11 protein-coding genes are annotated in these 16,434 nt (G+C 60.2%); 5 read left to right on the plus strand and 6 right to left on the minus strand.

The window, feature by feature from the left end; all coding sequences use genetic code 11:
• Positions 1 to 273: 273 nt before the first annotated feature.
• Together NW839_RS13015 and mnmA are read left to right on the plus strand one after the other, a co-directional pair.
• On the plus strand, positions 274 to 1,023 hold the full coding sequence (locus tag NW839_RS13015; protein ID WP_414350892.1) for a HEAT repeat domain-containing protein: 750 nt from the start codon (positions 274 to 276) through the stop codon (positions 1,021 to 1,023).
• Positions 1,024 to 1,125: 102 nt separating this feature from the next.
• The gene (gene mnmA / locus NW839_RS13020; protein WP_414350891.1) at positions 1,126 to 2,232 is read left to right on the plus strand and encodes a tRNA 2-thiouridine(34) synthase MnmA; all 1,107 of its coding nucleotides are present in this window, start codon (positions 1,126 to 1,128) and stop codon (positions 2,230 to 2,232) included.
• Positions 2,233 to 2,290: 58 nt separating this feature from the next.
• Here the strand turns inward: mnmA and NW839_RS13025 are convergent, their stop codons facing one another.
• The 4 genes from NW839_RS13025 to uvrA all read right to left on the minus strand — a co-directional run bounded on the left by NW839_RS13025 (position 2,291) and on the right by uvrA (position 9,801).
• A complete protein-coding gene (locus tag NW839_RS13025) occupies positions 2,291 to 2,998 on the minus strand; it encodes a glycerophosphoryl diester phosphodiesterase membrane domain-containing protein (protein WP_414350890.1) in 708 nt (235 codons plus the stop codon).
• 65 nt (positions 2,999 to 3,063) lie between these two features.
• Entirely contained in the window at positions 3,064 to 4,383 is a 1,320-nt protein-coding gene (locus tag NW839_RS13030; protein WP_414350887.1) for an FAD-dependent oxidoreductase, read from the minus strand.
• Positions 4,384 to 4,433: 50 nt separating this feature from the next.
• Positions 4,434 to 6,674 (minus strand): hypothetical protein, encoded by a 2,241-nt coding sequence (locus NW839_RS13035; RefSeq protein ID WP_414350885.1) that lies wholly within the window; start codon positions 6,672 to 6,674, stop codon positions 4,434 to 4,436.
• A 223-nt stretch (positions 6,675 to 6,897) separates the two neighbouring features.
• Positions 6,898 to 9,801, minus strand: a complete 2,904-nt coding sequence (gene uvrA / locus NW839_RS13040; protein WP_414350882.1) for an excinuclease ABC subunit UvrA — start codon at positions 9,799 to 9,801, stop codon at positions 6,898 to 6,900.
• A gap of 183 nt (positions 9,802 to 9,984) precedes the next feature.
• Between uvrA and NW839_RS13045 the strand changes: the two genes are divergently transcribed.
• From NW839_RS13045 to NW839_RS13055, 3 genes are all read left to right on the plus strand, one after another.
• On the plus strand, positions 9,985 to 12,363 hold the full coding sequence (locus tag NW839_RS13045) for a DUF3488 and DUF4129 domain-containing transglutaminase family protein (RefSeq protein WP_414350879.1): 2,379 nt from the start codon (positions 9,985 to 9,987) through the stop codon (positions 12,361 to 12,363).
• A gap of 255 nt (positions 12,364 to 12,618) precedes the next feature.
• A complete protein-coding gene (locus NW839_RS13050) occupies positions 12,619 to 13,959 on the plus strand; it encodes an alkaline phosphatase (protein WP_414350877.1) in 1,341 nt (446 codons plus the stop codon).
• A 243-nt stretch (positions 13,960 to 14,202) separates the two neighbouring features.
• Positions 14,203 to 14,721 (plus strand): MarR family winged helix-turn-helix transcriptional regulator, encoded by a 519-nt coding sequence (locus NW839_RS13055; RefSeq protein ID WP_238376932.1) that lies wholly within the window; start codon positions 14,203 to 14,205, stop codon positions 14,719 to 14,721.
• Between the two features lie 68 nt (positions 14,722 to 14,789).
• Here the strand turns inward: NW839_RS13055 and NW839_RS13060 are convergent, their stop codons facing one another.
• Positions 14,790 to 15,764: an ABC transporter permease gene (locus NW839_RS13060; protein ID WP_414350874.1), complete on the minus strand. Its 975-nt coding sequence runs from the start codon at positions 15,762 to 15,764 to the stop codon at positions 14,790 to 14,792.
• Between the two features lie 80 nt (positions 15,765 to 15,844).
• A complete protein-coding gene (locus tag NW839_RS13065) occupies positions 15,845 to 16,120 on the minus strand; it encodes a hypothetical protein (protein ID WP_041436392.1) in 276 nt (91 codons plus the stop codon).
• Between the last annotated feature and the right edge of the window lie 314 nt (positions 16,121 to 16,434).

Genomic DNA, 16,434 nt, shown 5'->3' on the forward strand with positions numbered 1-16,434 from the left:
AAACAGAATGCTATCGCTGCATAGTTGAACAGTGATGTTCAGCAGTGTTCAGCGTAAATGTATCAGCCTCGTATCCTCTCCACCAAAATATCCAAAATCTTCGTGATGGGGCCAAGTCAACCTGCTTTTCTCGACAACAGTGCTAGGATTTGTCGATCGAAACAGTGGCACCATGTCCCCAGAGATCCCGACCGGGCCAGACAAAGACGGCCTCTGTCCAAGCGCAGCCTCGTTTGCCATACTGAAGAAAGATTGTAAATATTTGTTAACGCCATGACTGTCTCTGCTTTGGATTCCGCCAACCCCGCCCGTTTACAGGAGATCGCTCAACGCTTGCGCAGCCCGCGTTCTGCAGACCGGATGGTGGCCTTGGCCCAGTTGCGGGATGTGCCGGCAGAGCAGGCGGTGCCGCTGATTTTGCAGGTCATCGACGATGAGAACCTGCAGGTGCGCTCTTTTGCCGTCTTTGCCCTGGGGATCAAGCAAACGGACGCCTGTCTGCCCAAGTTGCTGGAAATCCTCACCCAAGACCCGGATTATGGCATTCGCGCCGACGCGGCAGGTGCCCTGGGCTACTTGGAAGATCCGCGGGCTTTTGAAGCTTTAGTGCGTGCTTTCTACGAGGATGTAGAATGGCTGGTGCGCTTCAGTGCCGCGGTGGCCTTGGGGAACTTGAAGGATCCGCGGGCTTACGAGGTGCTTCTGCGAGCCTTGGATGGGCCGGAGGTGTTGCTGCAGCAAGCGGCCATTGCGGCTTTGGGGGAACTGGGGGATCCGCGGGCCCTGGATCACATCCTGCGGTTTGCCCAATCGGAAGACTGGCTGGTGCGGCAGCGGCTGGCCCAAGCGCTGGGCAATTTGCCTTCCCCCAAGAGCGTTTCTGCTCTCAACTACCTGGCCAGGGATCCCCACGATAGCGTTGCGGCGGCGGCTCTGGATTCGCTGCGGCGCTTGCGGCAAAGGGGCATCTCAGAAACCACCCCTGAGAAGGGATCCGGGCCAGCCAATTCTGAGGAAGGCTAAAGTAAAGATCCCGGCTCAGCTTGTTCCGGGTTCCCCAATCCCCAGAGAGAGGCCTCCTCTGTTTCCGGCTGAGCCTTTCTTTTCCTAGGATCCCTTGTCTCAATGGTTATCAGCCCCCACTCATCGGTTTCACCTGTTGCATCCCCGTCGCGGCCCCGCATTGTGGCGGCCCTTTCTGGGGGTGTGGATAGCTCTACGGTGGCGGCCCTTTTGCAGGAACAGGGCTACGCCGTGGAGGGGGTCACCCTCTGGCTCATGAGGGGGAAGGGGCAGTGCTGTACCGAAGGCTTGGTGGATGCGGCAGCTGTTTGTGAGCAGCTGGGGATCCCGCACCATGTGGTGGATAGCCGCGAGCTGTTCCAGGCCAACATTGTCGATTACCTGGTAGCCGGCTACGCGGAGGGCATTACTCCCCTGCCCTGCTCCCAATGCAACAAAACGGTGAAGTTCGGCCCCCTGCTGGCCTATGCCCGCGAAAAGCTGGGCATCTCGCAGATGGCCACCGGCCACTACGCACGGGTGCGCTTTAACGCCGAGCTAGGACGTTACCAACTCCTGCGGGCGGTAGATCGGCAGAAGGATCAGTCCTATTTTCTCTACGACCTCAGCCAAGAGCACCTAGCCCATAGCCTCTTCCCCTTGGGCGAGTACACCAAGGCCCAAACCCGTCAGTTGGCTGCCCGCTACGGGCTGGTTACAGCCGACAAGCCCGAAAGCCAGGATCTCTGCTTGATTGAAACCTATGGCTCGATGCGGAGCTTTTTGGATCAATACCTTGGGCAAAGGCCAGGGGAAATCGTCGATACCCAGGGGCGAGTGCTGGGATCCCATGAGGGCATCCACCACTACACGGTGGGCCAGCGCAAGGGGTTGGGGATTGCCTCTTCCCGTCCGCTTTACGTGGTGCGCATCGATGCGGCCATGAACCGCGTTGTCGTGGGGGAACGGGAGGAGGCTACCCAGGCTGAAGCGTGGGTAAGCCAAGTCAACTGGGTCTCTATCCCGGCGCCGACGGCATCCTTGGCTGTTGAGGTTCAGGTGCGCTACCGTACCCCCCCAGTGCCCGCCATGGTGATCCCGGAATCGCCAGAGCGGGTAAAGCTGCAGTTTGCCGAGCCGCAGTTTGGGGTCACTCCTGGCCAAGCCGCCGTCTGGTACCACGGGGATCTCCTGCTGGGGGGAGGGATCCTGGAGCGCCCTTCTCCCTAGGCCAACTGCAACTTCCCTCTCGCCAGGGGGGAAGGATTGGGGGTGAGGGCAAGCCAAACTACGCTGCTTGCGCTTGCAGCTGCTGCAGGGATCGGAACAGGAGCACTGTATAGATATCGAGGATAGGCGCAACTGCCGTGGCGGCAGCATTCCCAACCACAGCCGCACCTAGGGTATCTCCCAGGATCCCCCCAACAGAAAACGAAATCAGGATCGCGATGCCGAAGATCAAACCCACGGCCAGAAATGCCCAAAACACCCCCCACCAACGGCCCCTGACGAGGTTCCAACTGTAGCCCAACCCTTCCGTGGCACCTTTGTCTTCCAGGACAATCGCGCAGAGCGTGAAAGCCAGCCTTATCCCCCAGTAGATGCCGGGAAGTACAAGCAGCAGCATCCCCAGCGAGACAATCAGCACCAGCAGGATGCTGCCGAATACCAGAGGCACTGCCTTGGAGACAGCTTGATCCAGACTGTTGCCCAGGGGAGGAGTGCGCTGCTTCAAGTGCTGATCCACCAGCCAAAAGGCTGCCCCTGCCAGGATGGGCAGGCCGATCAGGCCATAGGCCAAGTTGAGGATCCCCCCGGCAAGCGGGATCAGCTCCGCGACGATGGGAATGATAAAGCCAGGAGAGGCCAGGATCAGCAGCGGCCTATAGATGGGGCCCGCCATCTCGAATGACCGCTGCAGGAGCGGGATGGGGCTGAGGGTAGCGTTTTGCATGACAGAGGGATCCTCGTGGGCGACCAAGTTCACCCCCTTCATACCACGGGATCCCGGCTTTGGTTCTGGGAGCAGGCTTAAGAAAGTCTGTATTGCTTTGTACAGATCTAGGCGGATTTTTGGAGGATCCACGCCGCTGCCTGTTCGCCGCTGCGCAGGGATCCCTCGAGGCTGCTCTGGTGGGTGTATTCCCCGGCCCAAAGGAGGCCCGGCAAGCCGCTAAAGGTGGGAACCAGATGCTGCTGAAAGCCGGGGGGTTGTACAAACTGGGCAAAAGGGATCCGGTACACCCGCAGCAGGCGCAGTTGCTCCAAGGGGGCTTTATCGCTACGCGACGCTGCCGCGACGGGGAAGTAAGTTTGCAGCTCGGCCCGGCAGGCTTGGGCCAGCTCCTCGTCACCTAAGGGGGGATCCCCTAGCACCACCACCGAATACAGGTGTTGGCCAGGAGGAGCCAGCGCCGGGCTGATGCGGGTAAGTTGGACCCAATGGTTGATCCAGCCCTGGCCGGTGGCGTTGAGGTACAAGTAGGCGCCGCGGCTGAGGGAAAAGGGGGCGCAGAAGTAGAGACAGGTCACCGCTCGCCCCTGGGTGGGAATGGGGGTGGGGGCTTGAGGGCACAGCTCCGCCTGCCAGGCCCGTGCCTGAGGGGCATCAGTAGCACAAACTACCCACTCGGCAGGGATCTCTTCACCCTTGGCGGTGCGGATCCCGCGCACTTTCCCGTCTTCTGCCAGGATGCGCTCCACCGGGGCTTGGTAGCGAATCTGTTCGGGGGACAGGTGACCGGCCAGTTGTCGGGCCAGTTCTCCCATGCCCAAGGCCGGGGTGACAATGGATCCCTCGGCCATCATCTTGAAATAAAAGGCAAAGAGGCGGGCGCTACTGCCCAGATCCGGATCTAGAAGGATCCCGCGGAAAAAGGGGTAGAAAAAGTGCTGGCAGATCTGTTGGGAAAAGCCGTACTGCTCCAGAAACTCCCGCAGCGAGCAATCGGATCCCCCTAGCCCTTCTTGAAAAACCTGCTCCGGGCTGCGGCGCGCCAGCTCGGATCGCAATTGCAGCACCTTGAGCTTGTCCCCAAAGCTGGCCAAGGGGTTGAGCAAAGAGGGGAGAAGGCTGGACAGATCCCGTAGGGGATCCCCCAACAGCCAGCAGCGACCGGGTTGAGCCAAAATAGCGCCGGGCCGGTAGGGACGGGGATCGAGCTTGCCCAGATCCAAATGCTGTCGCACTTTGGGATAGGCGGTGAACAGCACCTGAAAGCCGCGATCCAGGCGAAAGCCATCCACCTTGTCGGTACGCACCCGCCCCCCAGGGCCGTCGCTTTTTTCCAGAACCAGGACATCCCTCCACCCCGCCTGGCTCAGCACTTTGGCGCAAGCCAAGCCGGCCAGCCCCGCCCCAATGATGACAACTTTGCCCATGCTCTGCCGGGATCCCTTCTTCGTCGAGTATTTTATCTGCTTGGATCCCACTAGGGCTGAGCTGGGTCGGCTGGCCCCCAAATGCGAATTGAGCCATCGGCGCCACCACTGAGAAGGGTCTGCCCATATCGCTGCGCGACGCTTCCGCGACCGGGGCCAAACAGCAAGACGCTCACCATCCAAGTCTGGCCGCCCAGGGTGCGCAACTGTTCTCCGCTGCGCAGATCCCAGAGCTTGATCTGGTGAGCGCGGTAATCGGTGCCGCTGGCGAGCAAGCGGCCATCAGGGCTGAGGGCAAGGGCGGCCAAGCCGGACAAAGTCTGGGGCAAGGTGCGCTCCAAGGATCCCGTGCCCAAGTTCCAGACCAAGATGCCACCGGTACTGCCAGCGAGCAAATAGCGGCCATCTGGGCTCAGAAGCACCTGCTCGATGGGGTAGTCGGCCTTTAGGGTTTCCAGCAAGGCCCCGCTGCCAGGATCCCAAAGGTGAACGGTGGGATCTCCATTAGCGGCCACCAAGATCCAAGGGGGGATCCCTTCAGATTGGTGGGAAGTATTCATACGGGTAGGTCTTGGGCCAAAGGCCACTGCTGTAATGCCAGCCCTCTGAGGGGTCTCCTGGGCGGCAGCAGTGGGAGGCGCCAGGGTGCGGATCAACTGGCCGTTGTCGGCCTGCCAAAGGCGGATGGTGCGGTCGGCGCTGCCACTGGCAATCCAACGACCATCGGGGCTAATGGCGACACTGTTGATCAACCCGGTGTGCCCTTGCAACTGCAGCCGCGCCAGCACATCCCCAGGCGAGAGAGCCGGATCCCCCAGGGTCGCCAGATCCCAGACCCGTACCGTCTTGTCTGCCCCCCCACTCACCAAAAAGGTACCATCTGGGCTGATGGCCAGTGCCTCAACGGATCCCTCGTGGCCTGCCCAGCTCTGGAGCAGTTGGCCAGCCTGGGGATCCCAAAGCCGGATCACGCCGTCGTCTCCCCCGGCAGCAAGGAGATTTCCATCCGGGCTGATGGCCAGAGCAGTGACGGCGACAGGGCCTTCCAGCGTAGCCTTGAGCTGCAAAGACTTGGCCCAGTCTGCCGGGTCGTTATCGCTACGCGACGCTTCCGCGACCGTGACGGCGGTGGGGACGGAGGCATGAGAACCGTTCTCGCGAGTAGGACGGAGTCCCAGGCCGTTGCGCTTTGCCGGGCCAGAGGATCCCGTTCTCGTGAGGGGGACAGAATCCTTGGGCTCCCCCCGCAGGCCAAGGTTCGCCCTCATCTGCCATACCCCTGCCACCGTCAACACCAGCAAAGCCGCTAAGCTGCCCCCCGCCCAAACCGGTGGGATCCGGGGACGCGCCCGCAGCGATACCGGAGAACGCGGTGGGGTGGTTGGCTCCTGTAAGGGCTCGGCGGCGACAGGGCTGGGCTGGGACAGGAGTTCGGCGGCAGGGGGGCTCTCGGCGGGGGGCAAAGCCTGCAAAGCGGCCAGAGCTGCTGTTGCTGAAGGAAAGCACTGTTGTGGGTTGCAGCTCACCAAACGATCCAGAAAAGCAGCAAAAGGAGCGCTAGTAGAGGCCAGATCGTGCCAGCGCAACTCCCCCGTCAACGGGTCGCGAAACAGCTTCTGGGGCGGGATCCCGCAGAGGGCCTGCAGGGCAATCAGCCCAAGAGCATAGAGGTCGCTGCAATGCCTGGGGCCATAGGGGTTCCCGAAGCCAGAGCCGGAAAAAGCCAGACCCTGTTCCTCACCCCCCCACTTCAACAACACCCATCGGCCATCCGCCTGACGGTAGATCAAGCGAGAGGGCTGCAGGTTGCAGCAGCTCACCCCTTCCCGGTTTAGGAAGGCCAAGGTTTGCAGCACATCCTGCAACAAGGCCCGTACCTCAGCCTCTGTCCAGTCGTGCCCCCAATGGCAGTGCATTTGGCGGGACGGAGTCGTTAGCTGGCCCTTCTCGGTTGTGTCGCCCAGCAATAGAGCTTGTTCCAGGGTGGGCCCTTCAACCCATTCTTCCACCCAATAAAACTCCCCCTCTTGCTCAAAGCAGGCCAACAGGCGGGGGATACCCTCGTGGGATCCCAAGTGTTCCCGCAGGGCCGCTTCTTGTTGAAAGAGATGCCGCAGCGAGGCGGAGTCCTCACCCCGTTCGCGGTGCAGAGCACTTTGGCCGGGCTGCCAGCGCCTGATCACCACCCGAAGCCGCTCAGGGTGATGGCCATCTTGTGCCAAGTAGGTTTGTCCGCTGGATCCCAGTGCTTCCAAGATCTGATAGCGGCCACCCAGGGTCTGCCCTACCATGGGGAGAGTGCGAACCTTTTCCTTCCGACCCATCATGCCATAGCGACGTGAGACTCAGGCTAACCGTTCACCCTTGCGTTCACGGTGCGGAGCGCCTGGGTGGGATAGAGTCCTCGCCGCATCAGTCCTCCACCGCCATGGCTGAGGTGAGCAGAGCAAAAAGCGAAAGGGGATCCCGACAGCCGCTTTCGGTCAACTTTCTCCCTGGAGCAGGCTGAGTTGCTCAGCGACCTGGGGGATGTTGTTGCAAAACCTGCTTCAAATATCGCCCTGTATGGGATCCGGGGTGCTCAGCCACCTGTTCTGGAGTGCCAACGGCGATGATCTGGCCGCCGCGGTCGCCGCCCTCTGGCCCCAAGTCAATAATCCAATCAGCACAGCGGAGAATGTCCAGGTTATGCTCGATCACCAGCACGGTGTTGCCTGTATCCACCAGCCGTTGCAGGACGTTCAAGAGCTTGTGGACATCGTAAAAAGACAAGCCGGTGGAGGGCTCATCCAGCAGATAGAGGGTTTTGCCGGTGGAGCGGCGGGCCAGTTCTGCGGCCAGCTTGACCCGTTGCGCTTCCCCACCGGAGAGGGTAGGAGCTGGCTGGCCCAGCTTGATGTAATCGAGGCCCACATCGGCCAAGGTCTGCAGGATCTTGGCGGCAGGAGGCAGGGCAGCGAAAAACTCCAGCGCCTCCCCCACCGTCATATCCAGGACTTCGGCGATGTTCTTGCCCTTGTACCTGACCTGCAGGGTTTCGCGGCTGTAACGGCTGCCCCCGCAGACTTCGCAGGTGACGTACACATCGGGCAGGAAGTTCATTTCAATCACGTTCACCCCCTGCCCTTTGCAGGCTTCACAGCGCCCCCCCTTGACATTGAAGGAAAAGTGGCCGGATGGGTAGCCTCTGGCCTTGGCATCCAAGGTTTGGGCAAAGGTTTGGCGGATCGGGTCGAACAGGCCGGTGTAGGTGGCAGGGTTGGAGCGGGGGGTACGGCCAATGGGAGATTGGTCGATGACGATCACCTTGTCGATGTGTTCGATGCCCTCAAGTTCTCCCATCTCCGCGGGTTGGGGCACCTTGTGTCCAAGATGGTGCTGCAGGGCAGGGTAGAGCAATTCGTTGACCAAGGTGGATTTGCCGGAGCCGGAGACGCCTGTAACACAGACCAACTTGCCCAGAGGGATCTCCACATCGATGTGCTTGAGGTTGTTTTTGTGGGCATTGGTGAGCTTGAGGGCAACCGCTTTCCCAGCCCGCCGCTGCGCAGGGGTCGGGATCCGCAGCCGCCCCGAAAGATAAGCTCCGGTGATGGAGCGCTCGCAGGCCATGATGTCCGCCAGGGATCCCTGGGCCACCACTTCCCCCCCGTGGATGCCGGCCCCAGGGCCGATATCGACGATGTGGTCGGCGGCACGGATGGTTTCTTCGTCGTGTTCCACCACGATCAGGGTGTTGCCCAGATCTCGCAGGCGAAACAGGGTTTGCAACAGGCGCTCGTTGTCCCGCTGGTGGAGGCCAATCGAGGGTTCGTCCAACACGTAGAGCACCCCCGTCAAGCCGGAGCCCATCTGGCTGGCCAGCCGGATCCGCTGCGCTTCGCCCCCGGAGAGGGTCATGGCCGGACGGGCCAGCGTTAGGTAGTCCAGGCCCACATCCACCAGAAACTGCAGCCGGGTTTTGATCTCCCGCAGCACCAGCTCGCCGATCTGCACTTGTCGCGGGGTAAGTTTCAACTGCTCCAGGCGGTGCAGGCAGTCGCGGATGGAGATCTCGGTGAGATCCGTGATGCGGTAGCCGCCGATGCGCACGGCCAGAGCTTCCGGCTTGAGACGGGATCCCCCACAGGCGGAACAGGGACGGTAGGTGAGGTAGGCTTCCAGCTTTTGCCGATAGATTTCGGAAGTGGTTTCCTGGTAGTGCCGCTGCAATTGGGGAATCACCCCCTCATAGCGGCGATAGTACCCCCGGCCTCGGTACTGAGATTCTACCTCGGCGATGTAGACCTCCTGGTCGGCGCCGTAGAGGATGATCTGCTGTTGCTGGGGGGTGAGATCACACCAGCGGCTGCTGAGGTCAAAGCCAAAAGCCTTGGCGGCTCCCGCCAACAAAGCCAGATAGTAGGGGTTCTCCCGCTCTGCCCAAGGGGCGATGGCCGCGTACAAGGGGAGCTTGGGATCGGGCACGATCCGCTCGGGGTCGAAGATGGGCTCAAAACCCAGCCCGTGGCAGACAGGACAGGCCCCAATCGGCGAGTTGAAGGAAAACAGGCGCGGCGACAGCTCGCCCATCACCGAACCGTGCTCCGGGCAGGCAAATTGCTCAGAAAAAATCAGCTCCGTTGGCTTGCTGTTCAGGTATTGCCCCGCCGACTCGGCCACCTTTTGCAGCAGCTGTTCTCGCTCCTCTTCCCGCGGCAGCAGCTCCACCACCGCAATTCCTCCCGACTGGCGCAGGCAGGTTGCCAGAGAATCGGCCAGTCGCTCCGCTATGTCGGGGCTCTTGACCAGCCGATCCACCACAACCTCAAGGGTGTGGGTTTTGTTTTTGGCTAACTCGATCTCCTCGCTCAGATCCCGCACCTGGCCATCGACACGCACCCGCACAAACCCCTGGTGTCGCAGGCTTTGTAACAAGTTGGCGTGGGTGCCCTTTTTTCCTTTCACCACCGGCGAAAGCAACTGAAACCGCGTCCGATCCGGCAGAGCCATGATCTGATCCACAATCTGATCCACCGTCTGCGGGGCGATCACCCGGTTGCAATGGGGGCAGTGCGGGATCCCAGCTCGCCCATACAGAAGCCGCAGGTAGTCGTAGATTTCGGTAACGGTGCCGACGGTGGAACGGGGGTTGTGGCTGGTGGACTTTTGATCGATGGAGATGGCCGGACTCAGCCCTTCGATGCGATCCACATCCGGTTTGTCCAGTTGCCCCAAAAACTGTCGCGCATAGGCGCTGAGGGATTCCACATAGCGCCGCTGTCCCTCGGCAAAGATGGTGTCGAAAGCCAAGGAGGACTTGCCAGAGCCGGAGACGCCGGTGAACACCACCAGGCGATCGCGCGGGATCCGCAGCTCGACATTCTTGAGGTTGTGCTGCCGCGCCCCCACCACGTGAATTTCGTTTTGGCTGGACATCTCACCACCTTTTCGCGCAGCGTGTCACAGGTATCCCGTCGAGACCGGCGAGTAACAAAATCTTAACGATTCTTAGTTGACGATTCTAATGCTCTTCGCTTTGTCCAAAAGGGGATCCCAGGGAGGGCAAACCGGTAGCAAAAAAGACTTGGCTATGCTGGAAAGGATTGAATCCCAAGGGCCATGACCTGGACACTGCCATCCGTTCAAAAGGTGTTTGTTTACCTGTTGGTGGGGATCGCCTTCACGGCCCTTTGTCTGGGGGATCAGGCTCTGTCGCCACCGGTCATTGCCGTTTGCTTGGCCGCAGGGGCCTGCAGTTGGTTTTGGGAGCCGCCAAGGATTGCTTTTGCCCGCTATGCCCCCCTGTGGATGCCCCTGACGGTGGCGGTGTTGCTTAGCCTGCTGGCTTTGGTTATCTTTGGGATCCTTCCCTTTTCCGATGGGGCCATTGGCTTGGTGCTTTACCTAACGGGGGCCAAGCTGTTTCAGCGGGAACGGGCAGCCGATCACATCCAGTTGGCGGTGCTGTCTCTGCTGCTGATGGCCATTGCCACCCTGTTCAACGAAGACATCAGCTTTGGGCTGCTGTTTTTGCTGTACGTGGGGGTAGGGCTAATCAACCTCACCCTTTACCACCTGCGCCTGCAAGCAGAGCAGCACCCGCAGGCAGCCAGCCAAACCCGTGGCATCAACCTCAACTTTTTGGGCTTTCTCGGATCCCTGGCCTTGCTGGCGGTGATCCTGTCGGTGGCTTTGTTCTTCCTGTTCCCGCGGGTCAGTTTAGGAATTCTGGGTCGCCAGGCCCGCTCGCCGGTGATGACCACTGGCTTTGCCGAGGAAGTCAGCCTGGGAGAATTCGGCACCCTCAAAACCGACAACACCGTTGTCATGCGGGTGGAGTTTCCTGGAGGGGTGCCACCCCGTGTGGAGTCCCTCTACTGGCGCGGGATCAGCTTCGATCGCTACGATGGACGGGCCTGGTCGCGAACGCTAGACCGCTTCATCCCCATTTTCCCCAACGCAGCAGGGGTATTTGATCTCTCTGCCTCCAGCTTGATCCCCACTGCTCCCGACCTGCTGCTTCTCCCCTTGGAGCAGCTCATCTATCTGGAGCCGCTGGCCACCAACACCGTTTTTGGGGTGGCCCCGCTGGTGGAGATGGAATGGCTGGAGCGGGGGGGAGCGGCGACGGTGCAACAAGCCTGGCAACGGCAAAATCGCCGCCTCATCCTGAGCGAGACCGGAGATATCGGCCATTCTCTGCCTCGGCAGGTGCCCCATCTTTACCGCGCCCGGAGCCGGATCTCAAGGGAGTTAAGCCCGCGCTTGCGCCGGCTAGGCCACGCGGAGCTGTTCAGTGCTCTCGACCCAGTCCAACAGGCAGCCTATCTGCAGTTGCCAGCAGACCTGGATCCGCGCATTCCCGCCTTGGCTGAAGACGTTACCGCTGGGATCCCCGATGTCTTTGGCAAGGTGACGGCTTTGCAGAACTACCTGCTGGAGAACTACGCCTATACCACCGATCTGCCGGATCCCGGCCCTGAACCGCCTTTGGAAGCCTTTCTGTTCACCCATCGGCGGGGCCACTGCGAATATTTCGCCACAGCCCTGACGATACTGGCCCGCAGCATTGGCATCCCGGCCCGGATGGTGAATGGCTTTTTGGGCGGGCGCTGGGTGGCGCAGGAAAATTATCTGGCAGTGCGCAATGCCGACGCCCATTCCTGGACGGAGATCCCCTTTGGCCCCTACGGCTGGGTCATCTTTGACGCTACGCCGGCAGAGGCCAATGTTAGTCAGCGGCAGAGCTGGTGGGATCCCCTTCAAGATTTCTACGACAGCTTGCGCTTCCGCTGGTTTAAGTACGTCATCCAGTACGACCTATCCACCCAGCAGCAGATCTGGCGGCAGATTCAGGAGATGGCCAGCGCTGTAGCCGCCTCTCCGGATCGAGAGGATGTCGGTGCTGGCTTCCGTCGCAGCCTGGTTGCCTTGGGGCAAACGTTGCAGCAGAATGGCCTGCCGGTGTTGGGGGTGGTTTTGATCACCGGATCCATGGCCTATTGGGGTCGCCGCTGCCGCTATCGGGCTTTGCGCTGGCAGGATGGGGGGTGGATTCTGTTGGCCACTGCCGGCAATGGGGTTTTGCTGGGATCCCTGTGGCAGCCTCCGCCCCCCTGGCCCACCTGGATGGTTGGCCTCTTGCTACCGAGTCTGGCCTTTGCTGGGATGCGCTGGATCCCGGCGACTCTACCCAAGTCGCAGCAGCGCCGCCAGCTTATCTCAAGGCTTTATCTGCAACTGCGGGATCTGGCGACGGCGGTGGGGATCCCAGCCCACCTAGGCCCTGAGGCCTGCCTGGAACACTTGCGCCACTCCGACTTACCACAAGCCCAGGTGGCCATCCGGTTCTTGGAGCGCTACCTGGAGGTGCGCTTCGGTGGGATCCCGTTGGAGGCGGGCGAATTGCAGCGCTGGCAACAGCAATTCAGACAGCTTAGGCAAGCATGGCAGCCACTGGCCAAAAACCCCGCCATCACCTCCAGAAGAGCCACTTGACGAGAGGGACGGCTGCGCCTTAGAACAGGTACCCCAAAAGCCCTGCGAGAAGCCTTGACAGTTATGAGACAGTTAAGAGATAGTTAACGTTAGTTATAGACCCCGTAAGCTGCACTGTCAGACGGGGAAATCGCTCAGTGGCGCACTCGCTTCAGGCACGTTTCGCGCTGCTGCATTGCTATGCCCTTGCAAACTCATCTGAAGCTGTGTTACGTTTCTAACGTTCAGCTTCGAACGAGCAAGGGCGTGTTAGCTATGCGTAGCTATTCTTTGAGGGCGGCTTTGGCTGCAACTTTGTGTCTGCTGTCCTCGTCAGTTTTTTCCTCTAGTGTGGCTCAAGCGGCGCCTAAGCCAACCGGCAACGGTGCAATCTTCTTTCACCCAGATGGAACCTCAGCTTCCCACTGGGACATTACGCGCATTCTCCACTACGGCCCCGATGGCTTTCTGAACTGGGATCGTCTTCCCGTGATTGCCCCCTATCGCGGGCACCATTTCGACCAGCTTGGGGGAACTTCCAACGCCGGAGCGGTGACCCATGCCACAGGAACTCGTGTCCACGCCAAGAGCTTTGGGTTGGATCCGGACGGCAAAGAGTACCCCTCTGCCAACGGCACCCTGAACACGATCATGGAAGATGCCGTGGCGGCAGGCTTGGGTACGGCTCTGGTGCAAACGGGATCCATCATTGAGCCGGGGACGGCTGCCTTCGTTGCCAAAGCTGCCAAGCGCAGCGACTATGAGGAGATTGCCCTGCAGGTGGTGGAGTCAGGGGTAGACATCATCCTCGGCGCTGGCGAGGAATGGCTGCTGCCGGAAGGTGTCCAGGGCCGCTTTGGCAAAGGGAAGCGCAAGGATGGCCGCAACCTGATTGAGGAGGCCAAGAAAAAGGGGTACGCCGTTGTCTACACCCGCGACGAGCTGCTCAAGCTGCCGGCAGATGTCTCCAAGGTTTTGGGGGTGTTCAACGTCGAGGACACCTTCTACGACAAGCCTGAAGAAGAGTTGCGGAAAGAAAACTTGCCCAACTACATCGCCAGCGCCCCCACCATTGCCGAGATGACCGAATTTGCCCTGGCGCGGATCTCCCGCAATCCTAAGGGCTTCTTCGCCGTCATCGAAGAAGAGGGCACTGATAACATGTGCAACAACCTCAATGCCTCTGGCTGCCTGGAGGCCATGAAGCGGGCCGACGATGCCATCGGGGTGATTCTCAACTTTATCGAGAAGAATCCCAAGACCTTCATGATTACCACCAGCGACAGCAACGCCGGCGGGATGCAGTTGGTGGATATCGAATCCGCCGAGGAGCCGCTGCCCCCTACTGACCCCAAAGGCAGTGGTGCCCCCATTGACGGAGTTGACGGCACGGGCACAAAGCCGTTTATTTCTGCTCCTGACAAGAATGGCAAGCGCTTTCCCTTTGCCGTGGCTTGGGCTACCGGAGATGACGTCGGCAGTGGAGTCATTGCTCGCGCTGCGGGCTTGAACGCCCAAGAGTTGGTGCCGACCACCGGGATCCTGAACACGGACATTTATCGGATTCTCTACTTCGTGCTCTTTGGGGAGCGCATCCCCAGCGAGCTGAAGCCCTAGTGTCTGCTGTGGTCACCTGCCTTGGGCGGGTGTTTGCCCCACAAGCTCTGTCCGTCACGGGGGATCCATCCAGTGGATCCCCTTTTTTTATGAGAACCACATAACGGCGAAGGGGCTAGCTCAGCAAAGCAGATAGACGTAGTTCATTTTGCGTTAGAACTGTACTACAGTGGGCTATCATGGAGCCGAGACTGTCCTTTGGGTTTGAGTTTGTTCCACCAACGCGAACTGCGATCTTCAACCATGCCCACTCCCGCTGACTCCTCTCCATCCCCCCTTCTCCAAAGCGACGAGGTTCTCAAGCCTGAGGACTCTGTTCCGCTGAGGGGGACGGTATTGGCGGCCCGTGAGCCTTTTTTGGGGCTGTTGCGGGATCTGGCGCGGGCCTACCAAGCTTTTGAAAATTACGCCGGGGTTCACATTCGGCAAATGGGGCTGACGGCCCCCCAATTCGATGTGTTGGTTACCCTTGGCAATACCCCTGGGATGACCATGAATGTCTTGGCCCAAAAAACGCTGGTGACCAAAGGGACACTGACCGGCATTGTGGATCGCCTGGAACAAAAAGGGCTGGTGCGCCGGGAAGTGCCCCCGGAAAACCGACGCTGCTTTAAGGTCGTGCTGACAGAAGCGGGGGAAAAACTGTTTGAGGAAATTTTCCCGGCCCACGTCGCCTACTTGAAAGAGCGCTTCCAAAAGCTGGATCCCTCGGAGATGGCGCAGATCCAGGCTTGCCTTAAAAAACTGCAGGCTATTTTCTAGCGCTTTCAGATTCCCCTCTCCGATCCGGCTGATCAGCGACCCCCAAGCCGCAGTGCCGGAAGCAACCTCTAGCCCGGTTCAAACGGCTGCCCCAGAGCTGCCGGCGGAGTGGCCTTCACCGCCTGCTGGATCCAGCGCCGCAGCCGAGGTGGGATCCCGCGCAAGCCGTACTCCCACCATTCCCCAGAAGTGAGCACCAACACCAAAATCATCAACACAAAGGGAGCCACCGTAAAAACTTGGGTGGGCACGGCGCGGATGGTAGTCTGGGCAACTCCGGCAAAGGACTGCAAAATGCCGAACAGGTAGGCCCCCAGGGCTACCCGCAAGGGGTTCCAGCCGCCGAAGATGACGATGGCCAAAGCAATCCAGCCATACCCTGCTGTATGTCGGTGGCTCCAGCCGGCCTTGAAATCCAGAGAAAAAGCAGCTCCCGCCAAGCCCAATAGGGATCCCCCCACAAGGGTGTAAACATAGCGCCAGAAAATGACATTGGTGCCGCGGGCAAAAGCCGCCGCCGGCTGTTCTCCCATAGCCCGCAACATCAGGCCAGGCTGAGTGCGATACAAAAAGAACCAAGTTCCCCCGATGAGCGCGTAGCTGGCGTACAGCAACAGATCCCCTTGGAACAGGAGTGGCCCCAGCAGCGGCACCTCTCTCAGGAAGGGGATGGGCAGGCTGGGCACCGTTGGCCCTGGGATCCGCACGAACGGATTGCCCAAAAAGGAAGACAAATCCGCCCCCAATAGGGTCAAGACGAAACCAATGGCAATTTGGGATCCCTTCAGGGTCAGCGACCCAAAGGCCACGATCCCAGCAAACAGCACTCCCACAGCGGCGGCAGCCAAAAAGCCCAACGCCAGACTTCCCGTCAGCTTGGCCACGGCGAACCCAACCATGGCGGCCAGCATGATCGTCCCCTCTGCGGAGAGATTGATCACCCCCGCCCGCTCGGTAATGGTTTCCCCTATGCAGGCGAAGACCACCGGTGTGGCGGTGGCAATGGCAGTGGAGAGAATAGCAACCAGTTGGGCAGCGGTCATTATGAGCCTGTCGAGAACTCGGGTTGGGTTAACGCATTTGCAGTTGCTGCGGGAATGCGCCTGTTGATCTGGTCATCGCCTCACCCCAACACCCAGAGCATGAAAGCCACCCCTAGGGTGACGGCACCAAACAGAGCATAGCTGATCCGGCGCAGCGGCCTCAGTTGCAGGGCATGCAGATCCTTAAGCCAGCCCAGCCCCAAGGATTCGACAAAGCGATCCAGCACCGCCTGCATAGGGTAGGCGTAAACCGATCCTTGCTCCTTAAAGTTCACCAGCACAACCAGCAGTGTAGCGTAGCCCCAGAGGAGGCCCCAGAGCACAGCGCTCAACCCGATTAAAATTGGCTCAAACATCGACTTTCCCTTGCCTTCTATAGGCATGTCCACTGCTTGCGTGAGCGGGAGACGGAGTTCTTTGAGCCTGGGGGACTTGGATCTCATTATTCCGGTTGTTTTCCCGTTGAGGCTGCCCTCCCTCAGACAAGAGCGTAGAAGGGATCCCAGCTTGCTTGCAGAGATCACGCCGGTTCTCTTCTGTCCGTCCAGGCCAGAAGATGACAAACTGGAAGTACCCGCTCGGAGTTATCTCGTCAAATCTCCATGAGTTCTCGCTACCTGCTGCCCCCCGCTGAACCCAAGTCTGTCGGTACTGCCTATATCCTCTGGGC

Origin of the sequence: Synechococcus sp. R5-15, from assembly GCF_047462035.1 — a bacterium.
Classification (GTDB): domain Bacteria; phylum Cyanobacteriota; class Cyanobacteriia; order Thermostichales; family Thermostichaceae; genus Thermostichus.